The following is a 21,542-nucleotide window of genomic DNA, read 5'->3' as shown; positions in this document are numbered from 1 at the left end:
CTGCCTATGTGGGTGTTGCCTATGCCGAGGAGTTTTGAATGAGCCATGTGTTGGACGATCTGGTCGAGCTGCTGAGCCTGGAACCCATAGAAGAAAACCTGTTCCGCGGCCGCAGCCAGGACCTGGGCTTTCGCCAGCTGTTCGGTGGCCAGGTGCTGGGCCAGTCGTTGTCGGCCGCCAGCCAGACGGTGGAGCCCGATCGCCACGTGCATTCGCTGCATGGCTACTTCCTGCGCCCCGGCGACGCCCAGCTGCCGGTGGTGTACATGGTCGACCGAGTGCGTGACGGCGGCAGTTTCAGCACGCGCCGGGTGACCGCCGTGCAGAAGGGCCAGCCGATCTTTACCGGCACCACCTCGTTCCAGTACGACGAAGAAGGCTTTGCCCACCAGAGTGTGATGCCCGAGGTGGTCGGCCCGGAAAACCTGCCCACCGAGCTTGAGCTGATGCAGCAGGTGGCCCATCTGATCCCTGCGCACATGCGCGACAAACTGCTGTGCGGCAAACCCATCGAGATGCGCCCGGTGGCCGAGCGCGACCCGTACAACCCCACGCCGACCGACCCGATCAAATACATCTGGTTTCGCGCCGACGGCGCACTCGCCCAGACCCCGGCCTTGCACAAGTACGTCATGGCCTATGCCTCGGACTTCAACCTGCTGACCACCTCGCTGCTGCCTCACGGCAAGTCGGTGTGGCACCGTGACATGCAGATCGCCAGCCTCGATCACTCGCTGTGGTTCCACGGCAACCTGGTCGCCGACGACTGGCTGTTGTATGCCCTGGACAGCCCCTGGGCGGGCAACGCACGTGGTTTCGCCCGCGGCAGCGTGTACAACCGCGCCGGCCAGTTGGTGGCCTCTTCGGCCCAGGAAGGTCTGATCCGCCATCGGCAGGACTGGTCTTGAGCCTGGCGCGGGTTCGCCATTGGGTGTTCGACCTGGACGGCACGCTGACGGTGGCCGTGCACGACTTCGCCGCCATCCGCCGTCATCTGGAAATTCCGCAGGAGGCCGACATCCTTGACCACCTGGCCACCTTGCCGGCCGAAGAATCACATGCCAAGCATGCCTGGTTGCTGGAACACGAGCGTGCATTGGCCGTAGCGTCGACGGCAGCACCGGGCGCGGTGGAACTGGTCCGCGAACTGGCCGAGCGTGGCCATCGCCTGGGCATCCTCACGCGCAACGCGCGCGAACTGGCACACATCAGCCTGCAGGCGATCGGCATCGCCGACTGCTTTCAGGCCGACGATGTGCTGGGCCGCGACGAAGCTGTGCACAAGCCCGACCCGGCCGGGCTATTGCACCTGGCCGACGCCTGGGGCGTACGCCAGCCGGAGATGGTCATGGTGGGGGATCATCGAATGGACCTGCTGGCAGGTCGGGCGGCGGGCACCGCCACGGTGCTGGTGAATCAGCCAGAAAACCTCTGGCCGGAGCTGGCGGACTGGCATGCGCTGGACTGCAAACACCTGCGCGAACTGATCTGAACCCGCCACCACCTGCTGGGCAGGTGGTGGTGGGCAAACCATTCAGAGGCTCTTGGCCGCAAACGTATCGCACTGGGCAATCTGGCCTTGGGCGAAGCCGGCCTTGAACCAGCGTACGCGCTGTGCCGAAGTGCCGTGAGTGAACGAATCGGGCACTACACGGCCCTGGCCCTGCTGCTGCAGACGATCGTCGCCGATGGCATTGGCGGCGTTCAAGGCTTCTTCGATGTCACCCGGCTCCAGCCAGTTCAAGCGCTTCTGCCCATTGAACGCCCAGACCCCGGCGAAGCAATCGGCCTGCAGTTCCTGACGCACCAGCAAGCCATTGGCACCTTCCATGCGCTGGCCACCCTGACGCGCTTTCTGCACCTGATCCGACACACCCAGCAAGGTCTGCACGTGGTGACCCACCTCGTGAGCGATCACGTAGGCCTGGGCGAAATCACCGGCGGCGCCGAAACGCTGGGACATTTCGCGGAAGAACGCCATGTCCAGATACACCTGCTGGTCGGCCGGGCAATAGAACGGTCCGCTGGCTGCCGTCGCGTGGCCACAGGCCGACTGCACCTGGCCGCTGAACAGCACCAGCTTGGGTTCCTTGTAGGTCTGGCCGCCTTGCTGGAAGATCTGCTTCCAGGTGTCCTCGGTATCGCCCAGTACCGTGCTGACGAATTCGGCCTGCTCGTCGTTGGCCGGTGGCGCCTTGCGCTGGCTGGTGTCGACCGGCGCGGCCTGCTGACCCTGGCCGGTCAGTTCGCCGAGAATCTGCATGGGGTCCTGCCCGGTCAGCAGGCCGAAGCCGACGATCAGCACCACGGCGGTCAGGCTCAGGCCCTTGCCGCCCATGCGCATCCCGCCGCCGCCACTGCCGCCACCATCACCGCGGGCATCCACGACGTTATCGCTGCGTCGGCCTTTCTTCCATAACATGGCAAATCCTCACTCGATTCATGCATAACCATTCGGGTATGCCTGTGACCGTGTTTTTCAATATTCGTTGTCGGCCATTTCCTTGAGACTAGTACGAAGCCTGAAAACAGGTCCTCTATAAATCGAATAACAGGAGAACGGCATGTCTTCCCAAGACAGCAGTCGCTTCATCATCCGTGATCGCAACTGGCACCCCAAGGCGCTGACGCCGGACTACAAGACCTCGACCATGCGCTCGCCGCGCCAGGCCTTGGTGAGCATTCCGCAGTCGGCCAGTGAAAGCACCGGCCCTAATTTCGCCCACCTCAAGTTCGGCGAGTTCGACAATGACCTGCTGCTCAACTACAACCATGGTGGCTTGCCGATCGGTGAGCGGATCATTCTGGCCGGGCGCGTCTGCGACCAATTCGGCAAACCGATTGCCAATACTTTGGTGGAAATGTGGCAGGCCAACGCCGGTGGCCGCTACCGGCACAAGAACGACCGCTACCTGGCGCCGCTGGACCCCAACTTCGGCGGCGTCGGTCGCACGTTGACCGACAGCGAGGGCTACTACAGTTTCCGTACCATCAAGCCGGGCCCGTACCCATGGCGCAATGGGCCGAACGACTGGCGCCCGGCCCACGTGCATTTCTCGGTGAGCGGCCCGTCGATCGCCACCAAGTTGATCACCCAGCTGTATTTCGAAGGCGACCCGCTGATCCCGATGTGCCCCATCGTCAAGTCGATAAACGACCCCGAGGCGGTGCAGAGCCTGATCGCCAGGCTGGACATGGCCAACGCCAATCCCATGGATTGCCTGGCCTACCGTTTCGACATCGTGCTGCGCGGTCAGCGCAAGACTCACTTCGAAAACCGTTGAGGGGAATCGACATGCCTATCGAACTGCTTAAAGAAACCCCGTCACAAACGGCTGGCCCCTACGTTCACATCGGCCTGGCCCTGGCGGCCGCCGGCATCGAGCCGCGCGAGCATGAAATCTGGAACCAGATGGCCAAGCCCGAGGCGCCGGGTGAGCACATCCTGCTGCTGGGCAATGTCTACGACGGCAATGGCCATCTGGTGCGCGACTCGTTCCTGGAACTGTGGCAGGCCGATGATCAGGGCCACTACCACATCGATTTCGACCAGGAACAACCCTTCAACAGCTTTGGCCGTACTGCCACTACGTTCGATGCCGGCGAATGGACCGTGCAGACGATCAAGCCGGGCATGGTGAACAACGCCGCTGGCGTACCCATGGCGCCGCACATCAACATCAGTCTGTTCGCCCGCGGGGTAAACATTCACCTGCACACGCGGCTGTATTTCAGCGATGAGGCCGAGGCCAATGGCAAGGATCCGGTGCTGAATCTGATCGAACAACCCGCGCGCCGGGAAACCCTGATTGCAACGCGCTGCGAGGTGGACGGCAAGCTGGCCTACCGCTTCGACATGCGTATCCAAGGGGAAGGGGAGACGGTGTTTTTCGATTTCTGATCAGATATTGCGGTGCCTTGATTCGCGGGCAGAGCCCGCTCCCACAGGTCTCCCATGTGACCACTGGGCAATCTGTGGGAGCGGGCTCTGCCCGCGAATGGGAGCACCGCGATTCAAAGCCCTGCCTCAATCCCACTTCGGCGCAAAATCCGGGCTGACCAACCGCTGATCCTTGGGCAACGCCGCAATGATCCGACGATCTTCATCGTCCAACTGCACCTTCAACGCATCCAGGTTGCTTTGCTGGTTGGCCTTGCTGGCCGCTTTCGGGATCGCGGCGACATTGTCCTGATCCAGCAGCCACTTGAGTGCCACCTGAGTCGGTAGCACGCCATGCTTTTCGGCAATCGCCTGCAGCTCGGGAATCTGCGACACCTGGTTGCGCACCAACGGGCTGTAGGCGGTCAGCGCCATGTCATGTTTGCGGGCGTAGTCGAGCAGGGCGTTCTGGCCCAGGGTCACATGGTATTCAACCTGGATCGCCGCCAACGGTGCGTTCAAATCCTCCATGACATGGCGCAGCAGCGGCAGGGGAAAGTTCGCCACGCCGATGTTCAGCGCACGGCCGTCCTGCTTGAACGACACCAGGGTGTCGATGGCCGCTTTCACATCCCAGCCCTCCTGGCCAGGCCAGTGGATCAGGAACAGGTCGATGTAGTCGCTTTGCAGGGCGTTCAGGGTGTTCTGGAACGATTCGCGCATGGCGTCGGGCGCCAGCTTGTCCCACCAGACCTTGCTGGTGACATGAATGTCGCCGCGTGGCACGCCGGACTCGGTCAAGGCACGGCCCACCGCGGCCTCGTTGTTGTAGCCAGCAGCCGTGTCGATATGGCGGTAACCCAGGTCCAGGGCTTGAATCACGGCTGTGGTGCATTCGTCGCCGAGCATTGGCCACGTGCCAAGGCCCAGTTTCGGCATCTTCAGGTGCTGCGCGTTGGTGATGAGTTGCATGTCGGTCTCCTGTTCCGCTGGCGGTCATTCGTGATGGGTGGCCCCGGCCATGTGCCGGGCGGCGATATAGCCGAAGGTGGCGGCAGGGCCCAGGTTGATGCCCCCGGCCGGGTAGTGGCCGCCCATGATGCTGGCCATGTCGCTGCCCGCGGCGTACAGCCCGGCAATCGGCAGGCCTTGCTTGTCGAGCACCTGCGCCTGTGCGTTGGTCTTGAGCCCGGCGAAGGTGCCGAAGCTGCCCGCTTCAACCTTGACCGCATAGAAAGGCCCCTGTTCGATCGGCGCCACGCACGGGTTGGGCCGGTGCAGGGCATCGCCCTGCTTGCGATTGTAGGCGCTGCCGCCGCGGCCGAACTGCGGATCTCGGCCTAGGTGCGCGTGCTCGTTGAAGTGGTCTACGGTAGATCGCAGCCCGTTCGGGTCGATGCCGCATAGAGCGGCCAGCGCCTCCAGCGTGTCGCCTACCTTGAGATAGCCGCTGTCGATGTGCGGCTTGAGCGGTAGCGGAAACGGCCGTGAGATGCCCAGCCCGTAGCGGCGCTGGAAGGTGTGACTGCAGATCAGCCATGAGGCAACTTCCTCGCCGGGGGCATGGGCTACCATGGCTTTCACGTAGTCATAGTAGCCGTCGGCTTCGTTGACGAAACGCTTGCCGTTGGCCAGCACGGCAATGATGCCCGGCTTCGCGCGCTCGATGATGTGCGGGAAGTGGCCGATGCTGCCGTCGGCGTAGGGCACTCGGGACACCGGGCACCAGGCTGCGGCCGAGGCCAATCCGGTGGCCACCTCGCCACCGGCGGTCTCGCCCAGGCGCAGGCCATCGCCGTTTACGCCCAGCGGCGGCAGAGCCAGGTGTTCGTGGCCGCTGGGCGTTCGCGGGAACAGTGCCCGGCGTCGGTCGATATCATGAGCGAAGCCACCGGTGGCCAGCATCACGGCCTTGCGCGCCTTGATCACCACTTCGCCCTCGGCAGTCTCGATCACGGCGCCGCAGACGCGTGAGCCTTCCTTCGACAGGCGCCGGACAGGCGCGGACTCCCACAGCAGCACGCCCAGGTCATCGGCCGATTTGGCCAGGCGAGCGACCAGTGCCACCCCGTTGCACAGCTGCATGGCGCGGCCGTGTCGGGCCAGGTCCAGCATATGTCGAGCCACGCGCCGGCTCACGTGCAGCAGCGAGCGCCACGAGCGGGTCAGGGTCAGAAAGGCGGTCAGGTCGGCGCCGGCCATGATCGGCATGCCCAGGAAGGAGGTTTCGCGCATCGTTCTGCGCAGTCGCTTGAGCAGCTTCTTGTCGAGCTGGCGTGCGTCATAGGGGGCCGCGATCACCGAACGGCCACCGGTGCCGGCACCCGGTGTATCGCCGTGGATATCGGCGATGGCATTGCCATCGGCGAACTGCAGGCTGGTGTGTTTCTCGAAAAACGCCACCATGTGCGGGGCCGCCTCGAGAAAGGCATCGATGCGTGCCGGATCGAAGTGCTCACCCAACTCATGTTGCAGGTAGGTGCGCGGCAACGCCGGATCTTCGTCAATGCCGGCGCGGCGCGCCAGCGGATTGCGTGGTACCCACATCCAGCCGCCGGACCAGGCAGTTGCGCCGCCAAAGGTGCTGTCCTTTTCGACCACGATCACACGCAGCCCGTGGTAGGCGGCGGTCACTGCGGTGGCCAGGCCAGCAGCGCCGGAGCCGATGACCAGCACGTCGCAGTCCACGCTCTTCGTTTCGCTGTCAGGCCCCTGCATTGGATGAATCTCCGAGGTATACACGTCCGATGAATTGTAATTTTATGGAATCGAGTTCCACATTCTATGGATTGCCGCCCGAATCGCCAAGTGTAGAATCAGCGGAATTTTTCATCGCGTTCCAACTTCACGAGAGCCTCACCATGGCCGGCAGTCAGATCGAACGGGCGTTCAGCGTGCTTGAAAGCCTTGCCAACGAACCACGCGGCCAAGCCTTGCAAGCCCTTGCCGAACAGCTGGGAATGCCCAAAAGCGCAGCTCACCGCATGCTCACCGAGTTGGCCCGACTGGGCTATGTACGGCAGAGCGCGGAAACCCTGCGCTATCACTTGTCGACCAAGTTGGTGGCGCTGGGTTTTCAATACCTGTCCGGCAGTGGCGCCGATATCGTCCAGCCGATTCTCGATCGCCTGGCCCAGGCAACCGGTGAGCTGGTCCGGCTGGGCGTGGTCGAGGGCGACCGTCAGACGTGGATCGCCAAATCCCAGGGCGCTCGTTCCGGCCTGCGCTACGACCCGGAAATGGGGCGTGATGCGCCTTTGTTCTACACCGCTTCAGGGCATGCCTGGCTGGCTTCGCTCAGTGATGCCAAGGCACTGGCGTTGGTGGAGCAGCAGGGGATTACCGCTGGTGAAGACTTCGGGCCCAATGCGCCGCGTTCCAATGCCGATCTGCTGGAACGTCTGCGCCTGGCCCGCGAGGCCGGCTATGCCTGGGTCGTCGAGAGTTCGGCATTGGGCACCTCGGCGCTGGCGGCGGTGATACGGCATCCGCGGGACGGCCATGTGGTGGGCGTACTGAGTGTGGCCGGGCCCAGCGCGCGACTGTCCGAGACACGCATGCACGAATTGGCCAATGGGCTGTTGGCTGCGGCACAGGAGCTGTCTCAGGTCAGCCTGGCGTCGGAGCTGTTCAGCTGAGCGCTGGAACCAGCGGTGTGGTCTTGGTCCACCGATTCCTCGCCAATCCGTTATCCATGACTTGAAATATTCCGGAACTCGGTTCTAAATAAGCGCAGAGAATAAAAACAAAGGATTTCATCGTGACCGTCCCTCTGCGAATTGCCCTGATCGGTGCCGGCACCATGGGCCGACAGCATTACCAGCACCTGCGAGAAATAGACTCAGCACAACTTTGCGCCATCGCCGACCCCGGCCCTCACGCTGAGGCCTTTGCCGCGCAATGTGCGGTGCCGCATTTCACCGATCATCGACAGATGCTGGCGCAGGTAGCGCCTGCAGCTGTCATCGTTGCCAACCCGAATGCTCAGCATGTGCGCACGGCACTCGATTGCCTGGCAGCCGGTGTGCCCGTGCTGCTGGAAAAACCGGTGGGGGTCGATCTGGACGAAGTGGCCGCGCTGGTGGCTGCCAGCGCCGCCAGCGGCGTACCGGTCCTGGTCGGTCATCACCGGCGGCACAACCCGATGATCAGCCGGGCCCGGCAAGTCGTGCAAAGCGGCGTGCTCGGCCGCCTGACCACGGTGACGGCGTTGTGGCAGCTGCAGAAACCCGACAGTTATTTCGACATTGCCTGGCGCCGCGAACCAGGGGCCGGAATGCTGCTGACCAACCTGATTCATGACCTCGATCTGCTGCGCTACCTGTGCGGCGAAGTCCGCCAGGTGCAGGCCTTCGGCAGCAATGGCATTCGCGGCTTCGGCAACCACGACAGTCTGGCGGTGTTGCTGCAGTTCGAAAACGGCGCGCTGGGCACCTTGACCGGTTCCGACGGTGTGGCTGCGCCCTGGAGCTGGGAGCTCGGCTCGGGCGAGAACCCGGTCTATCCACGCCAGGCCGATCAGCCGTGCTACCTGCTGGCTGGCACTGCCGGTGCGCTGAGCGTGCCGCAACTCAGGCGCTGGCATTACGCTGAACCGGGTGCGGGTTGGCATGAGCCGTTGCTGCAGGTGCAGGAAACCTTTGATTCCGCAGAGGCGCTGCGCGTGCAGCTGGAGCATTTCGTCGAGGTCGCGCATGGGCGCGCCGAGCCACTGGTGAGCGCAGCGGATGCCGCGCGCACCCTGGCGTTGGTCGACGCCATCGGCGAAGCGATGCGTAGCGGATGCGCCTGTGCGCCACGCGCCTTGGGCTAGCCCGGTTGCTTGGCTGACATCCTCGTGCCCTGGCCACCGTCATCCCTTTCACGCCCCAAGGAGCCGCCCATGACTCACCGCATCCTGTCCCTGGCCGCATTGACGGTGCTCGAGCTGTCGCCCCCCGAGATGGTCGAAGTCGCTGCCCGCGCCGGCTACAGCCATGTCGGCCTGCGTACCGAGCCGGCTACCGCCGAAGAGCACCATTATCCTTTGCTGCGCGACAAGGCATTGCAACGCCAGACTGCCGCACGGTTGCGTGATACCGGCATCAAGGTGCTGGACATCGAAATCCTGCGGCTCAAGCCGTTTACCCGCGTGGCGGAGTTCGAAGCTCACCTGGCCTTGGGCGCCGAGTTCGGCGCGAGCGAATTGCTGGTGGCGGGTAATGATCCAGACGTGCAAAGAGCCAGCGACAACTTGGCCCAGCTGTGTGACCTGGCGCGGCCCTATGGCATCCATCCGCACCTGGAATTCATGCCTTGGACCGACTGCCCGGACCTGGCCAGCGCGATGGTCATGCTCGACAAGGCCGGTCGCGACAATGCCTGCATCCTGGTCGATGCCTTTCATTTCGACCGCTCCAACTCGCGACTCGAAGACCTGCGCAGCCTGCCAGCGCACCGCTTGCGTTATGCCCAGCTGTGCGACGTGGCGGGCCCGCGTCCCGATGACATGGCGGAGATACTGCGCCAGGCGCGCCAGGAACGACGTTTTCCCGGAGACGGTGATTGCGACCTGGTCGGCCTGCTGCGGGCACTGCCTGACGATGTGCCATTGAGCCTGGAGATACCCACGGCGCGCTTGCTGGAACAGGGTGTGAGCGCTTATGAAAGAGCGCGGACGGCCCTCGAGAAAACCCAGGTGTTATTGGCTGGGATCTAGGGTGGGGTCACCGGCCTCTGTGGGAGCGGGCTCTGCCCGCGAAGAGCTCCACCGCAAATCCGCGCCTGGCTCAACCCCCCTGCGGCACCTTGCGCGGTGCCATCAGGTACAGCCACACCAGGGCAATGAAATACATCGCCGGAATGATCGTGAACAACACCGTGTAGTTGTTGTTGGTCACCGTCAGGATGTAGCCCACCACCTGGGTCATGAACATCCCGCCCACCGCCGCGCACATGCCGCCGAAGCCGAACACCGTGCTCATCATGTGCTTGGGCGTGTAGTCCATCACCACGCTCCAGATGTTGGCCGTCCACGCCTGGTGCGCGGCAATGGCCAGCGAAATCGCCGCCACCGCCACCCACAGGTTGGCCGCGCCAGCGGCGAACACCACGCTGATGATCGCTAGAGCAAACACCAGCATCGACAAGAGCCGCGCTTTCACCGGCTGCATGCCGCGGCCGATCAGGAACGACGACAGCACGCCGCCGCCCACGCTGCCGACGTCGGCACTCAGGTAGATGATGATCAGCGGAATGCCCATCTGGGTGACGTTGATGCCCAACTGGTATTGCTGATTGAGGAACGGCGGCAGCCAGTACAGGTAGAACCAGAACACCGGGGCCGTCATCATGAACGCCCCGGCGAAGGCCCAGGTGCCGCGCATGGTCATGATCTTCCAGAACGGCACGCCCGCTTGTTCGGGCGCTTCCTGATCCTGGATGTATTCCAGTTCGCTGGCCTTGACCCGGGGGTGCTGGTCCGGGTCGAAGTACTTCAGGCCCCAGAACACCGCCCAGGCCAGACCCAGCAGGGCGATGGTGAGAAACGCCGCCTGCCAGCCCCAGACGCTGAGGATCAGCGGCAGCATCATCGGCGTCAGCAGGGCGCCCACGTTGGTGCCGGCATTGAAGATGCCCGTGGCCACCGCGCGCTCCCTGGCCGGGAACCACAGCCGGGTGGTCTTCACGCAGGCCGGATAGTTGGCCGCCTCGGTGAGCCCGAGAACGAACCGGCAGACCATGAAGCCCACCGCCGAAGTCGCCAGGCCATGGGCGCCGGTGGCCAGGCTCCAGAGCAGCACCGCGCAGAAGAACACGCGCTTGACGCCGATCCTGTCGATCAACCGGCCCTGCAGCAGGAAGCCGATGGCGTAGCCCACCTGAAACCAGAAATTGATGTTGGCGTAGTCCATCGCCGTCCAGTTCATTTCCTTGGCCAGGATCGGCTGCATCACGCCCAGCGCGGCGCGGTCGATGTAGTTCAGGGTGGTCGCGAAGAACACCAGGGCGAGCATGCCCCAGCGAGTCTTGCCGACCGCGGCGCCGGCTTTGACCATGTCCCGGAAACCGACTTTGGCATCGGGCGCCTGTTGGGCGCGGGGCAGGGCGGAGCTGTGGGGTTGTGTCATGGTTAGGGCCTTCCGTACAGGCGCGGTGGGCAGGAGCCACCGCCGAACTTCGACTGAGCGCGGCGCAGTCCGATACAGCGGCGTGCACGGTATCAGAGACGTCGCCGTCAGGGGTGCGCTCGGTGGGGTCAGACAGGTGCGTCCTGGTAGTCTTCGACGCAACCGGGGGCGGGTACGGACACGGCGCAGGAGCAGATAGGGGTGTGCATGAGCGATTACCTGGGTTCTTGAAATTCTTATGGGGTGTTGACCGGCGGTGCTGACGGTCCGCGCTCGGTCGATTGGCAAAATGTGCATCGACCAGCTTCACTGTCGGGAACGATGGTGGGCACACGGCCCCGGCGAATCAATCGACCCATGCGGTAATTGGTCGATAATCGCACGCAAAACTAACTGGTTGGTACGTGCTCGGGTAGAGTAGCAGGCTGATACAACCACTTCTTTCATCACGGTTTTGCCTGCTTGCAAGGGCACGGCAGAACTGCAGAAAAAGGCTCGTTTCGAGGCCTCCCCGTAAGCCCTCGAGCAGTCATTGGAGCGTGCCATGCAGCGTTCGATCGCCACTGTGTCCCTGAGCGGTACCCTGCCGGAAAAACTCGAAGCCATTGCCGCCGCCGGTTTCGATGGTGTGGAAATCTTCGAAAACGACCTGCTGTACTACGACGGCAGCCCCCGGGAAGTTCGGCAGATGTGCGCCGACCTGGGCATCGCCATCACCCTGTTCCAGCCGTTCCGTGACTTCGAAGGTGGCAACCGTTCGCGCATGGCGCGCAACTTCGACCGCGCCGAGCACAAGTTCGACTTGATGCAGGAACTGGGTACCGACCTGGTGCTGGTATGCAGCAATACCGCTGCCGACTCCCTAGGCGAACAGCAGATTCTCGTCGACGACCTGCGCCAATTGGCCGAACGCGCCGACAAGCGTGGCCTGCGCATCGGCTACGAAGCCCTGGCCTGGGGCCGCCACGTCAACACCTACCAGCAGGTCTGGGACATCGTTCGCCAGGCCGACCACAAGGCACTGGGCGTGTTGCTCGACAGCTTTCACACGCTGTCGCTCAAGGGCGATCCGCGAGCGATCGCCGACATTCCCGGTGACAAGATCTTCTTCGTGCAGATGGCCGATGCGCCCATTCTGGCCATGGACGTGCTGGAGTGGAGCCGACATTTCCGCTGCTTCCCCGGGCAGGGCGAGTTCGACCTGCCGGGCTTTCTCGCGCCGATCATCAAGACCGGCTACACCGGGCCGTTGTCCCTGGAAATCTTCAACGACGGTTTCCGTGCCGCACCGCCTCGGGCCAACGCGGCCGACGGTTTGCGCTCGCTGCTGTACCTCGAGGAAAAGACCCGCAAGCTGCTGGAACAGGAGGCTACGCCGGTGCCCAACCTGGATATTCTCTTCGCGCCCCCGGCTGCGGATGAATACCAGGGCATCGAGTTTCTCGAGTTCGCCGTGGACGAAAGCCTGGGCGCCAAGCTCAGCCACTGGCTGCAGCAACTGGGCTTCGCCAAGGCCGGTCAACACCGTTCCAAGAACGTCAGCCTGCTGCGCCAAGGCGATATCAACCTGATCCTCAACGCCGAACCGTACTCCTTCGCCCACAACTTCTTCGAATCCCACGGCCCCTCACTGTGTGCCACGGCGTTGCGGGTCAAGGACAGCGCCAAGGCGCTGGAGCGCGCCGTGGCCTACAAGGCCCAGCCTTTCCGCGGTCTGGTCGGCCCCAACGAGCGCCAGCTGGCCGCCGTGCGGGCCCTGGATGGCAGCCTGATCTACCTGGTGGACGACGCCAGCGACGGGCCGACCATCTACGAGTCCGATTTCAGCCTCAGTGCACCCGCGGCGACACCCGGCATGCTCAAGTCCATCGACCACATGGCCATGGCCATACCGCCGGACACCCTCGACAGCTGGGTGCTGTTCTACAAGACCGTGCTGGACTTCAAGGCCGACGACGAGGTGGTGCTGCCCGACCCCTACGGCCTGGTGAAAAGCCGTGCGGTGCGCAGCCAGTGCAGCTCGATCCGCCTGCCGCTGAACATCTCGGAGAACCGCAACACGGCGATCTCCCATGCGCTGTCGACTTATCGCGGCTCGGGCGTGCATCACATCGCCTTCGATTGCGACGACATATTCGCGGCCGTGAGCAAGGCCAAGGAGGCGGGGGTGGCACTGCTGGACATCCCGCTCAACTATTACGACGATCTGGGCGCGCGGTTCGATTTCGACGACGAATTCCTCAGCGAGCTGGCGTACTACAACGTGCTGTACGACCGTGACGCCAACGGTGGCGAGCTGTTCCACGTGTACACGGAGCCGTTCGAGGAGCGTTTCTTCTTCGAGGTGCTGCAGCGTCGTGGTGGTTATGCCGGCTATGGCGCGGCCAACGTCGCCGTGCGGCTGTCGGCCATGGCCAAGGCGCGCGCCGGTGGCATCCGTCACGCCAAGCTGTGAAGGCCTGCCCGCAGCGCAGGTGTGCTGCGGGCTTTCCATGGGCGCGCGGCGCGCCGCATAATGGCCCCTGACCAACGACGGCCGTGAGCCCAGCATGACTACGATCTCAGAGGCGGACGCGCAATCGACCGACGTTCCTCGCAAGCCCCGCAAGAACAACCCCGAGAAGACCCGCGAGAACATCCTGCAGGCCGCTATCACCGAATTCGTCGAGCAGGGCCTGGCGGGCGCGCGCGTGGATGCCATCGCCGAGCGTACGCACACCTCCAAGCGCATGATCTATTACTATTTCAGCAGCAAGGAGCAGCTGTATCTGGAGGTGCTGGAAAAGCTCTACGGCGATATTCGCGGTACCGAAGCCAAGCTGCATCTGGACGAGCTGACGCCGGTGGAAGGCATCCGGCGGTTGGTGGAGTTCAGCTTCGATCACCATGATCGCAACGAGGATTTCGTGCGTATCGTGTGCAACGAAAACATGCATAAGGGCGAGTACGTCAAGAAGTCCACGAGCATTCGCGAGTTGAACAAGACCGTGCTGCTGGCGTTGGCCGACCTGCTGCGGCGCGGTACCGAGCAGGGCGTGTTTCGTCCGGGCCTGGATGCCATGGACGTGCATTTGCTGATCAGCTCGTTCTGCTTCTACCGAGTGTCCAACAAGCACACCTTCGGCGAGTTGTTCCAGGTCGATTTCAACGAAGCCACGTTGAAGCTGCACCACCGCGAAATGCTCTGCGAATCGCTCCTGCGCTTCATCCAGGCCCCGTAGCCGCATTCCGCCTGACACACCACCTTGGCCGCCGACACGGGTCGTGATCGGGGTCCTGGCTTATCCGTTCATTTCGGCGAAATGCGCCATCATGCGTTCGGCATCGGCTTGCCGGCCGCTGAACAGCTCGAAGGCCTTCACTGCCTGGAACACCGCCATGGTGCCACCGTCCAGCGTACGGCAACCCAGGGCGCGAGCTTCACGCAGCAGTTCGCTCTCAAGCGGAAAATAGACGATTTCGGCCACCCACAACCCCGGGTGCAAGGCCGCCTTGGGCACAGGCATTCCCGGCAGCTTGGCCATGCCCATCGGCGTGGTATTGACCAGGCCGTCGGCCTCGGACAAGGCCGCCAGCAGGTCACTGCCCACGCGCGCCGGCTGCCCCGGAAAATGCTGATTGAGGTTGTCCGCCAAAGCCTGCGCCCGTGCCGACTCGACATCGAAAATGCTCAGTTGCCCCACACCCTCGAGCAGCAACGCATGGGCCACTGCCGCACCGGCGCCACCGGCGCCCATCTGCACCACACGGTCGCGCTTGGCACCCTGCATGCCGCGGCGAAAACCTTCGGCGAAACCCAGGCAGTCGGTGTTGTGGCCCACCCGTTTGCCATCCTTGAGCACCACGGTATTCACCGCGCCGATCCCGGCCGCTTCCGGCGACAGCTCATCGAGCAGCGGAATGATCGCCTGCTTGGCAGGGAAGGTGATGTTCAAGCCGGTAAAGCTCATGCGCTGAGCGGCAGTGAGCAGTTCTTCGAGGGCGCCGTTGTCGAGCTTCAGCGCATCCAGATCGATCAATCGGTAGACATAACCCAAGCCCTGCGCGGCGCCTTCGCGCTCGTGCATGGCCGGGGTACGGGACTGCTGGATACCGGCGCCGATCAGGCCTGCCAGGACGTTATTGCCGCTCATCGAATGACTCCATTGTTATTGTTTGTTTAATGGAGATAAATTGTACGAACTAGTTACTTACGTCAAATGGTTTTCGCCGATGGCGCACGGCGCGCCTCAACGGCGCACCAGCAGGACCCCCGATTCCATATGGTGGGTATACGGAAACTGGTCGAACAGCGCGCACTTGGCCACTTTGTGGGTGTCATGCAGCTGCTGGATGTTGGCCGCCAGGGTTTCCGGATTGCAGGAGATGTACAGGATGTTGTCGAAGCGCCGGGTCAGCTCGCAGGTGTCTGCATCCATGCCGGCCCGTGGTGGGTCGACGAATACGCTGCCGAAGTCATAGGCCTTGAGATCGATGCCCTGCAAGCGGCGGAACGGCCGCACCTCGTTCAGCGCCTCGGTCAGCTCTTCGGCCGACAGACGCACCAGCGTCACGTTATCGACCCCGTTGTCGTCGAGGTTGTGCAGGGCAGCGGCAACCGACGTCTTGCTGATCTCCGTGGCCAGGACCTTGCGTACTCGTGTGGCCAGCGGCAGGGTGAAATTGCCATTGCCGCAATACAGCTCCAGCAGATCATCGTCACGCGAGCCCAACGCCTCGTACGCCCAGTTGAGCATCTTCTGGTTGACCGTGCCGTTGGGCTGGGTGAACGCGCCCTCGGGCTGGCGATAGCGGAAGGTACGGCCAGCGACTTCGAGCGCCTCGACTGCATAGTCGCGGCCGATGACCACACGCTTGCCCTTGGAACGACCGATGAGGCTCACGCCCAGATCGCTCGCCAACTGCTCGGCCGCGCGCTGCCAGTGCTCGTCCAGCGGGCGGTGGTAACACAGGGTGACCATGGCGTCGCCGTCCAGGGTGGTCAGGAACTCCACCTGGAACAGCTTGTAGCTCAGCGCTGCATCGTTCTGCCAGGCAGCTTTGAGGCGCGGCATCAGCTCGTTGATGCGGATGCTGGCAATCGGGAAGCTGTCGATCAGGATCGGTACATGCTTCTCGCCGGGAGCGAACATCGCATAGTGCCGCTGGCCATCCTCGCGCCACAGGCGAAATTCCGCACGCAGCCGGTAGTGCTCGCGCGGCGAATCGAAGACAGCCGGTTCCGGGGCGTCGAATGGCGCCAGCAGCGCGCGCAGGCGCGCCACTTTGTCATCCAGCTGCTGGGTGTAGGAGGAGGGGTCGAGAACAGCACTCATGGATACCAGCCCAGTTTCACAACGAACAGAATGGAAAGAATCACCAGGGCCGAATTCAAGTCGCGGGTACGGCCCGCCAGCAGCTTGATCAAGGTCCAGGCGATGAAGCCGAAGGCGATGCCATTGGCGATTGAATAGGTCAGTGGCATGGCCAAAGCGGTGACCACCACCGGTGCGGCTTCGGTGATGTCGTCCCAGTCGATTTCAGCCAGCCCCGAGGCCATCAATACCGCCACGAAGAACAGCGCCGGTGCCGTTGCATAGGCCGGTACGCTGCCGGCCAGCGGAGCGAAGAACAGCGCCAGCAAAAACAGCACCGCAACCACGATGGCGGTCAGCCCGGTGCGTCCACCGGCACTCACACCTGCGGCCGACTCGATGTAGCTGGTCGTGGTGGAGGTGCCCAGCAGCGAGCCGGCCATGGCCGCCGTGCTGTCGGCGATCAACGCGCGGCCCATCTTCGGCATGTGGCCGTCCTTGCCCATCAGGCCGGCGCGCTTGGCGACGCCGATCAAGGTCCCGGAGTTGTCGAACAGGTCCACGAAAAGGAAGGCGAAGATCACGCTCAGCAGGCCGATGTCCAGGGCCCCGGCGATGTCCAGCTGCATGAACGTCGGTGCCAGCGAAGGCGGCATCGACACCAGCCCGTTGAACGGGCTGAAGCCCAGCAGAATAGAGGCGGTGGTCACCACCAGAATGCCGATCAGCACCGCCCCGCGAACCTTGCGCGCCTCCAGGGCGACGATCAGGAAGAAGCCCAGGATCGCCAGCACCGCGCCGGGCTTGGTCAGGTCGCCCATGCCCACCACCGTGGCCGGATTGCCGACCACGATGCCAGCGCCCTGCAGGGCGATCAGCGCCAGGAACAGGCCAATGCCGGCGGCGATGGCCGAGCGCAGCGGCAGGGGAATGCTGTTGACGATCCATTCGCGGATGCGAAAGATCGACAGCAGGAAAAAGCACACGGCCGAGATGAACACCGCACCCAGCGCCACTTGCCAGGTGTGGCCCATGTGCAGGACCACGGTGTAGGTGAAGAAGGCGTTCAGACCCATGCCGGGCGCCAGGGCGATCGGGTAGTTGGCGATCAGGCCCATGATCGTCGAGCCAATGGCTGCAGCCAGGCAGGTCGCGACGAAGACCGCGCCCTTGTCCATGCCGGTTTCGCCCAGGATGCTGGGGTTGACGAACAGGATGTAGGCCATCGCCAGGAAGGTCGTCACCCCGGCGAGTATTTCCGTGCGCACGTTGGTGTTGTGCGCCTTGAGTTGAAACAGCCTTTCCAGCATGCCTGCTCCCTGTGGCGCTTTTTGCGCCGTTGCCGTTGTTGTCGAGTGTTAGTGTCGACCCTGATAGCAAAGCACATCCGGGCGGTAAAAAAAGCCGCGCATCATACCAGCAGCACCGCATGGAAACACTCATCAGCTCGTCTGAACGAATGGCGACCGCTCAAAGTCGTACCTGCAAACGACGCGACAAGAAAAATGTCGCGCAGCAAGCTGAATTACCGTGAGGTCGACCCGATGAACACGCTTTCTACAAGCGCTGGTGCGCAGCCGTACGCCAGCCACAGCATTTCCCTGCAACTCAATGGCCAATCACGTCAACTCGACGTGCTGCCCTGGACCACGCTGCTGGACCTGTTGCGCGAACAACTCGACCTGGTCGGCAGCAAGAAAGGCTGCGACCACGGCCAGTGCGGTGCCTGCACCGTGCTGCTCAATGGCAAACGCGTCAATGCCTGCCTGACCCTGGCCGTGATGTGCGATGGCGCCGAACTGACCACCATCGAAGGGCTGGCGCAGGGTGACCAACTGCATCCGGTCCAGGCGGCGTTCATCAAGCACGACGCTTTCCAGTGCGGTTACTGCACGCCTGGGCAGATCTGTTCCGCCGTCGGCCTGATCAACGAGGGTCGCGCCGAATCCAGAGCCGACATCAAGGAATTGATGAGCGGCAACCTGTGCCGTTGCGGTGCCTACAGCAATATTCGCGCGGCCATCGAAGAAGTGGTCGAAGTGCAGGGGGGTGAGCGCTCATGAATCCGTTTACCTACGCCAAGCCTGCAGGCGTCGATGAAGCCGTACGCCTGGCCGGCCCGCACTCGCGCTTCATCGCCGGCGGCACCAACCTGCTCGACCTGATGAAAGAAAACGTCCTGCAGCCCGAGCAGCTCATCGACATCACCGGTCTGCCTCTGCGCGAAGTCGAGGAGACCGCCGACGGCGGCGTGCGCATCGGCGCATTGGTGAGCAATGCCGACCTGGCCTGGCATCCGTTGATCGAACAGCGTTACCCATTGCTCAGCCAGGCGATTCTGGCGGGCGCATCGCCGCAGCTGCGCAACATGGCCAGCACCGGTGGCAACCTGCTGCAACGCACGCGTTGCTACTACTTCTATGATTCGAAGATGCCGTGCAACAAGCGCGAGCCTGGCACCGGCTGCCCGGCCAAGGACGGCCTGAATCGCATTCACGCCATTCTTGGCGCCAGCGAGCAATGCGTGGCCACCCATCCTTCGGATATGTGTGTGGCCTTGGCGGCCCTGGCTGCCGTGGTTCATGTGCAAGGCCCGAACGGCGCACGCACCATCGAGTTCGCCGACTTTCACCGCCTGCCTGCCGACGCCCCCGAGCGCGACAACCAATTGGCCGATGACGAGCTGATCACCGCAGTGGAATTGCCTGCCGCCGGCTTCACCGCCCACAGCCAGTACCTGAAGATTCGCGATCGGGCGTCCTATGCCTTCGCACTGGTCTCGGTTGCGGCCGCTCTGGAACTCGACGGCGAGACCATCCGCGACGCCCGCCTGGCGCTGGGCGGGGTGGCTCACAAGCCATGGCGCGATGAGGCGGTGGAACGCCTGCTGATCGGCCAGCCCGCCACTGCCGAAACCTTCGGCAAAGCCGCCGACCTGTTGTTGCAGGACGCTCGCGGCCTGCAACACAACACCTTCAAGATCAAGCTGGCCCGCCGCGCGATAGTCCGTGCCCTGAGCGATGCCGCAAAAGGGGAGATGCAGCCATGAGCACACTCGGCCAACCCATGGACCGCGTCGACGGTCTGGTCAAAGTGACGGGTCAAGCGCGCTACGCCGGCGAGTTCCCGGAAGACGGCCTGCTGTTCGGCAGCGTTGTCTCCAGCACCATCGCCAATGGTCGAGTGGTTTCCATCGACGCTTCCAGGGCGCTGGCGCTGCCCGGTGTGGTGGCCGTGATCGACCACAGCAACCGGCCGAAGCTGGCCAGCTACGACGAAAAATACGAAGACGACGACTCCGCCGATGGCTCGCCGTTTCGCCCGCTGTACAACGACAATGTGTTGTACAGCGGCCAGCCACTGGCCCTGGTCGTCGCTGATAACCTGGAGCTTGCCCGCCATGCAGGCTCGCTGGTGCAGATCGAGTACGCCCAGGAATCCCACCAGACCGACCTGCGCGCCCAGCTGTCCGCCGCCAAGCCGGCACCCGCCGAGCTGCCCGAGCCACGTGGCGATTTCGCCGGGCAATTCGCAGCTGCGCCGATCACCGTCGACGCGACCTACGACACACCGGTCGAGCACCACAACCCGATGGAGCCGCACGCCAGCACGGCGCTCTACCAGGCCGATGGCAGCCTGGTCATCCACGACAAGACCCAGAGCACGCAGAACTGTCAGACCTACCTGTCCAACGTGTTCGGCCTGGACAAGAAAAAGATCCGCGTCATGGCCGCCTTCGTCGGCGGCGCCTTTGGTTCCGGCCTGCGTCCGCAGTATCAGCTGCCCTTGGCCGTAATGGCGGCCCTGCACCTCAAGCGTTCGGTGCGCGTGACCCTGACCCGCCAGCAGATGTTCACCTTCGGTTACCGCCCACGCACCGTGCAGCAACTGCAGCTGGCCTGTAGCGCCGACGGCAAGCTGCAGGCGGTCGGTCACACTGCGACCGGGCAGACCTCACGCTTCGAAGACTTCTCGGAGCACGTCGTGGAATGGAGCGGCATGCTCTACCACTGTGACAACGTCAAGTTGACCTACAACCTGGTGCCGTTGGACGTGTTCACGCCGCTGGACATGCGGGCACCGGGTGCAGCCCTGGGCATGATCGGCCTGGAGTGCGCGATGGACGAGCTGGCAGTGGCGGCCAGGATCGACCCGGTCCAGCTGCGCCAGGTCAACTTCTCCGACACCAACCAGAACGAAGGCAAGCCGTATTCCAGCAAAGAGCTCAAGGCCTGCTATCAGCAGGGTGCCGAACGCTTCGGCTGGAGCCAGCGCAAGGTCGAGCCGCGCAGCATGCGCCGCGATAACCAACTGGTAGGCATGGGCATGGCCGGTGGGGTCTGGGAAGCCATGCAGATGCCGGCCAGCGCCAAGGCCAGGCTGGACAAGCAAGGCAAGCTGGTGGTGAGCAGTGCGACCACTGACATCGGCACTGGTACCTATACCGTGATGACCCAGATTGCCGCTGCGGCGGCCGGCGTCGCCGCGCAGGACGTGGAGTTCAAGCTGGGCGACTCGTCGCTGCCTACGGCGCCGCTGCAGGGCGGCTCGTTCACCGTGTCTTCGGTGGGTACGGCCGTGCAGCAGGCCTGCGAAGCGCTCAAGGCCAAGCTCATCCATGCCGCCAGCCAGGTGCAGCCGGCGTTTGCCGACGCCGATCCTGCGCAGGTGTTCGTCGAGGGCGGCGAACTGCGTTGCCCTGGCCACCATTTGTCGCTGGCAAACCTGGCCAGCATCGACGGCTCGGACACTTTCGAAGCGCAGGTCGACGCCAAGCCGGACAAGAAGCGCGAAGGCTATGCCACGGCCACCCATTCGGCGGTGTTCGTTGAAGTGGAGGTCGACGAAGACCTGGGCACCATTCGCGTGACCCGTGTGGTCAGCGCCGTGGCCGCTGGGCGCGTGGTCAATCCGAAGATGGCCCGCAGCCAGATTCTCGGTGGCGTGGTCTGGGGCCTGGGCATGGCGCTGCAGGAAGAAACCCAGACCGACCATAACCTGGGCCGGTTCATGAACCACAGCCTGGCCGAGTATCACATTCCAGTGAACGCGGACATCAACGATATCGAGGTGATCTTCGTCGACGAGCCCGACGACATCGTCAACGCCCTGGGTTCCAAAGGCGTCGGCGAAATCGGTATCGTCGGGGTTGCCGCTGCAGTGGCCAACGCCATCTACCACGCTACCGGCAAGCGTGTTCGCGAGTTTCCGATCACGCTGGACAAGGTGATGTAACGCATCTGGTGTCTTGGTAGGACA

At 63.5% G+C, this 21,542-nt stretch carries 19 protein-coding genes; 12 read left to right on the top strand and 7 right to left on the bottom strand.

Annotation, left to right across the window (positions count from 1 at the left end; genetic code table 11):
* The first annotated feature begins 38 nt into the window (after positions 1–38).
* Complete coding sequence (gene tesB, locus IFT75_RS11060; RefSeq protein ID WP_122475415.1) at positions 39–908, top strand: acyl-CoA thioesterase II; 870 nt, start codon at positions 39–41, stop codon at positions 906–908.
* Positions 905–1,492 carry an HAD family hydrolase gene (locus IFT75_RS11055; RefSeq protein ID WP_122475414.1) on the top strand — a complete coding sequence of 196 codons (588 nt, stop codon included), beginning with the start codon at positions 905–907 and terminating at the stop codon, positions 1,490–1,492. Before tesB ends, IFT75_RS11055 begins: the two co-directional genes overlap by 4 nt.
* Positions 1,493–1,534: 42 nt before the next feature.
* On the opposite strand, the gene ypfJ is transcribed toward IFT75_RS11055, so the two are convergent.
* Positions 1,535–2,422 carry a KPN_02809 family neutral zinc metallopeptidase gene (ypfJ, locus tag IFT75_RS11050; RefSeq protein WP_122475412.1) on the bottom strand — a complete coding sequence of 296 codons (888 nt, stop codon included), beginning with the start codon at positions 2,420–2,422 and terminating at the stop codon, positions 1,535–1,537.
* A 142-nt stretch (positions 2,423–2,564) separates the two neighbouring features.
* On the opposite strand from ypfJ, the gene pcaH reads away from it, so the two are divergent.
* Together pcaH and pcaG are read left to right on the top strand one after the other, a co-directional pair.
* Positions 2,565–3,284 (top strand): protocatechuate 3,4-dioxygenase subunit beta, encoded by a 720-nt coding sequence (pcaH, locus tag IFT75_RS11045; protein ID WP_122475410.1) that lies wholly within the window; start codon positions 2,565–2,567, stop codon positions 3,282–3,284.
* A gap of 11 nt (positions 3,285–3,295) precedes the next feature.
* Entirely contained in the window at positions 3,296–3,901 is a 606-nt protein-coding gene (pcaG, locus tag IFT75_RS11040; protein WP_192054795.1) for a protocatechuate 3,4-dioxygenase subunit alpha, read from the top strand.
* 126 nt (positions 3,902–4,027) lie between these two features.
* Here pcaG and IFT75_RS11035 read toward each other — a convergent pair whose 3' ends face one another.
* Both IFT75_RS11035 and IFT75_RS11030 read right to left on the bottom strand, forming a co-directional pair.
* A complete protein-coding gene (locus IFT75_RS11035) occupies positions 4,028–4,852 on the bottom strand; it encodes an aldo/keto reductase (RefSeq protein ID WP_185795183.1) in 825 nt (274 codons plus the stop codon).
* 24 nt (positions 4,853–4,876) lie between these two features.
* Positions 4,877–6,598 (bottom strand): FAD-dependent oxidoreductase, encoded by a 1,722-nt coding sequence (locus tag IFT75_RS11030; RefSeq protein WP_192054793.1) that lies wholly within the window; start codon positions 6,596–6,598, stop codon positions 4,877–4,879.
* 143 nt (positions 6,599–6,741) lie between these two features.
* Here IFT75_RS11030 and IFT75_RS11025 point away from each other — a divergent pair, with 143 nt between their 5' ends.
* The 3 genes from IFT75_RS11025 to IFT75_RS11015 all read left to right on the top strand — a co-directional run bounded on the left by IFT75_RS11025 (position 6,742) and on the right by IFT75_RS11015 (position 9,578).
* Entirely contained in the window at positions 6,742–7,518 is a 777-nt protein-coding gene (locus tag IFT75_RS11025; RefSeq protein WP_192054791.1) for an IclR family transcriptional regulator, read from the top strand.
* Positions 7,519–7,640: 122 nt separating this feature from the next.
* Positions 7,641–8,693, top strand: coding sequence for a Gfo/Idh/MocA family oxidoreductase (locus tag IFT75_RS11020; RefSeq protein ID WP_185795186.1), 1,053 nt, complete (start codon positions 7,641–7,643; stop codon positions 8,691–8,693).
* Positions 8,694–8,762: 69 nt separating this feature from the next.
* Entirely contained in the window at positions 8,763–9,578 is an 816-nt protein-coding gene (locus IFT75_RS11015) for a sugar phosphate isomerase/epimerase family protein (RefSeq protein WP_185795187.1), read from the top strand.
* A 70-nt stretch (positions 9,579–9,648) separates the two neighbouring features.
* Here IFT75_RS11015 and IFT75_RS11010 read toward each other — a convergent pair whose 3' ends face one another.
* The gene (locus IFT75_RS11010; RefSeq protein ID WP_185795188.1) at positions 9,649–10,989 is read right to left on the bottom strand and encodes an MFS transporter; all 1,341 of its coding nucleotides are present in this window, start codon (positions 10,987–10,989) and stop codon (positions 9,649–9,651) included.
* 544 nt (positions 10,990–11,533) lie between these two features.
* Between IFT75_RS11010 and quiC the strand changes: the two genes are divergently transcribed.
* Both quiC and IFT75_RS11000 read left to right on the top strand, forming a co-directional pair.
* The gene (quiC, locus tag IFT75_RS11005; RefSeq protein WP_185795189.1) at positions 11,534–13,444 is read left to right on the top strand and encodes a 3-dehydroshikimate dehydratase QuiC; all 1,911 of its coding nucleotides are present in this window, start codon (positions 11,534–11,536) and stop codon (positions 13,442–13,444) included.
* Between the two features lie 94 nt (positions 13,445–13,538).
* Positions 13,539–14,210, top strand: coding sequence for a TetR/AcrR family transcriptional regulator (locus tag IFT75_RS11000; RefSeq protein WP_122475393.1), 672 nt, complete (start codon positions 13,539–13,541; stop codon positions 14,208–14,210).
* A gap of 60 nt (positions 14,211–14,270) precedes the next feature.
* Here the strand turns inward: IFT75_RS11000 and IFT75_RS10995 are convergent, their stop codons facing one another.
* The 3 genes from IFT75_RS10995 to IFT75_RS10985 form a co-directional block, all read right to left on the bottom strand.
* Positions 14,271–15,122, bottom strand: a complete 852-nt coding sequence (locus IFT75_RS10995; protein WP_192054789.1) for a shikimate dehydrogenase — start codon at positions 15,120–15,122, stop codon at positions 14,271–14,273.
* A gap of 96 nt (positions 15,123–15,218) precedes the next feature.
* Entirely contained in the window at positions 15,219–16,304 is a 1,086-nt protein-coding gene (gene trmA, locus IFT75_RS10990; protein WP_192054787.1) for a tRNA (uridine(54)-C5)-methyltransferase TrmA, read from the bottom strand.
* The gene (locus IFT75_RS10985) at positions 16,301–17,593 is read right to left on the bottom strand and encodes an NCS2 family permease (protein ID WP_122475388.1); all 1,293 of its coding nucleotides are present in this window, start codon (positions 17,591–17,593) and stop codon (positions 16,301–16,303) included. The genes trmA and IFT75_RS10985 overlap by 4 nt, the downstream gene beginning before the upstream one ends.
* A 234-nt stretch (positions 17,594–17,827) precedes the next feature.
* Between IFT75_RS10985 and IFT75_RS10980 the strand changes: the two genes are divergently transcribed.
* From IFT75_RS10980 to IFT75_RS10970, 3 genes are read left to right on the top strand one after another with little or no spacing between them, the layout of a single operon-like run.
* Positions 17,828–18,346, top strand: coding sequence for a (2Fe-2S)-binding protein (locus IFT75_RS10980; protein ID WP_192054942.1), 519 nt, complete (start codon positions 17,828–17,830; stop codon positions 18,344–18,346).
* Positions 18,343–19,332, top strand: coding sequence for an FAD binding domain-containing protein (locus tag IFT75_RS10975; RefSeq protein ID WP_122800663.1), 990 nt, complete (start codon positions 18,343–18,345; stop codon positions 19,330–19,332). Before IFT75_RS10980 ends, IFT75_RS10975 begins: the two co-directional genes overlap by 4 nt.
* Positions 19,329–21,518, top strand: a complete 2,190-nt coding sequence (locus IFT75_RS10970; RefSeq protein ID WP_192054786.1) for a xanthine dehydrogenase family protein molybdopterin-binding subunit — start codon at positions 19,329–19,331, stop codon at positions 21,516–21,518. The genes IFT75_RS10975 and IFT75_RS10970 overlap by 4 nt, the downstream gene beginning before the upstream one ends.
* Positions 21,519–21,542: the final 24 nt, after the last annotated feature.

The sequence above is a fragment of the Pseudomonas sp. CFBP 8758 genome (assembly GCF_014841725.1).
Taxonomy (GTDB): Bacteria; Pseudomonadota; Gammaproteobacteria; order Pseudomonadales; family Pseudomonadaceae; genus Aquipseudomonas; species Aquipseudomonas baltica.
This window is presented reverse-complemented; position numbering and strand designations above follow the sequence as displayed.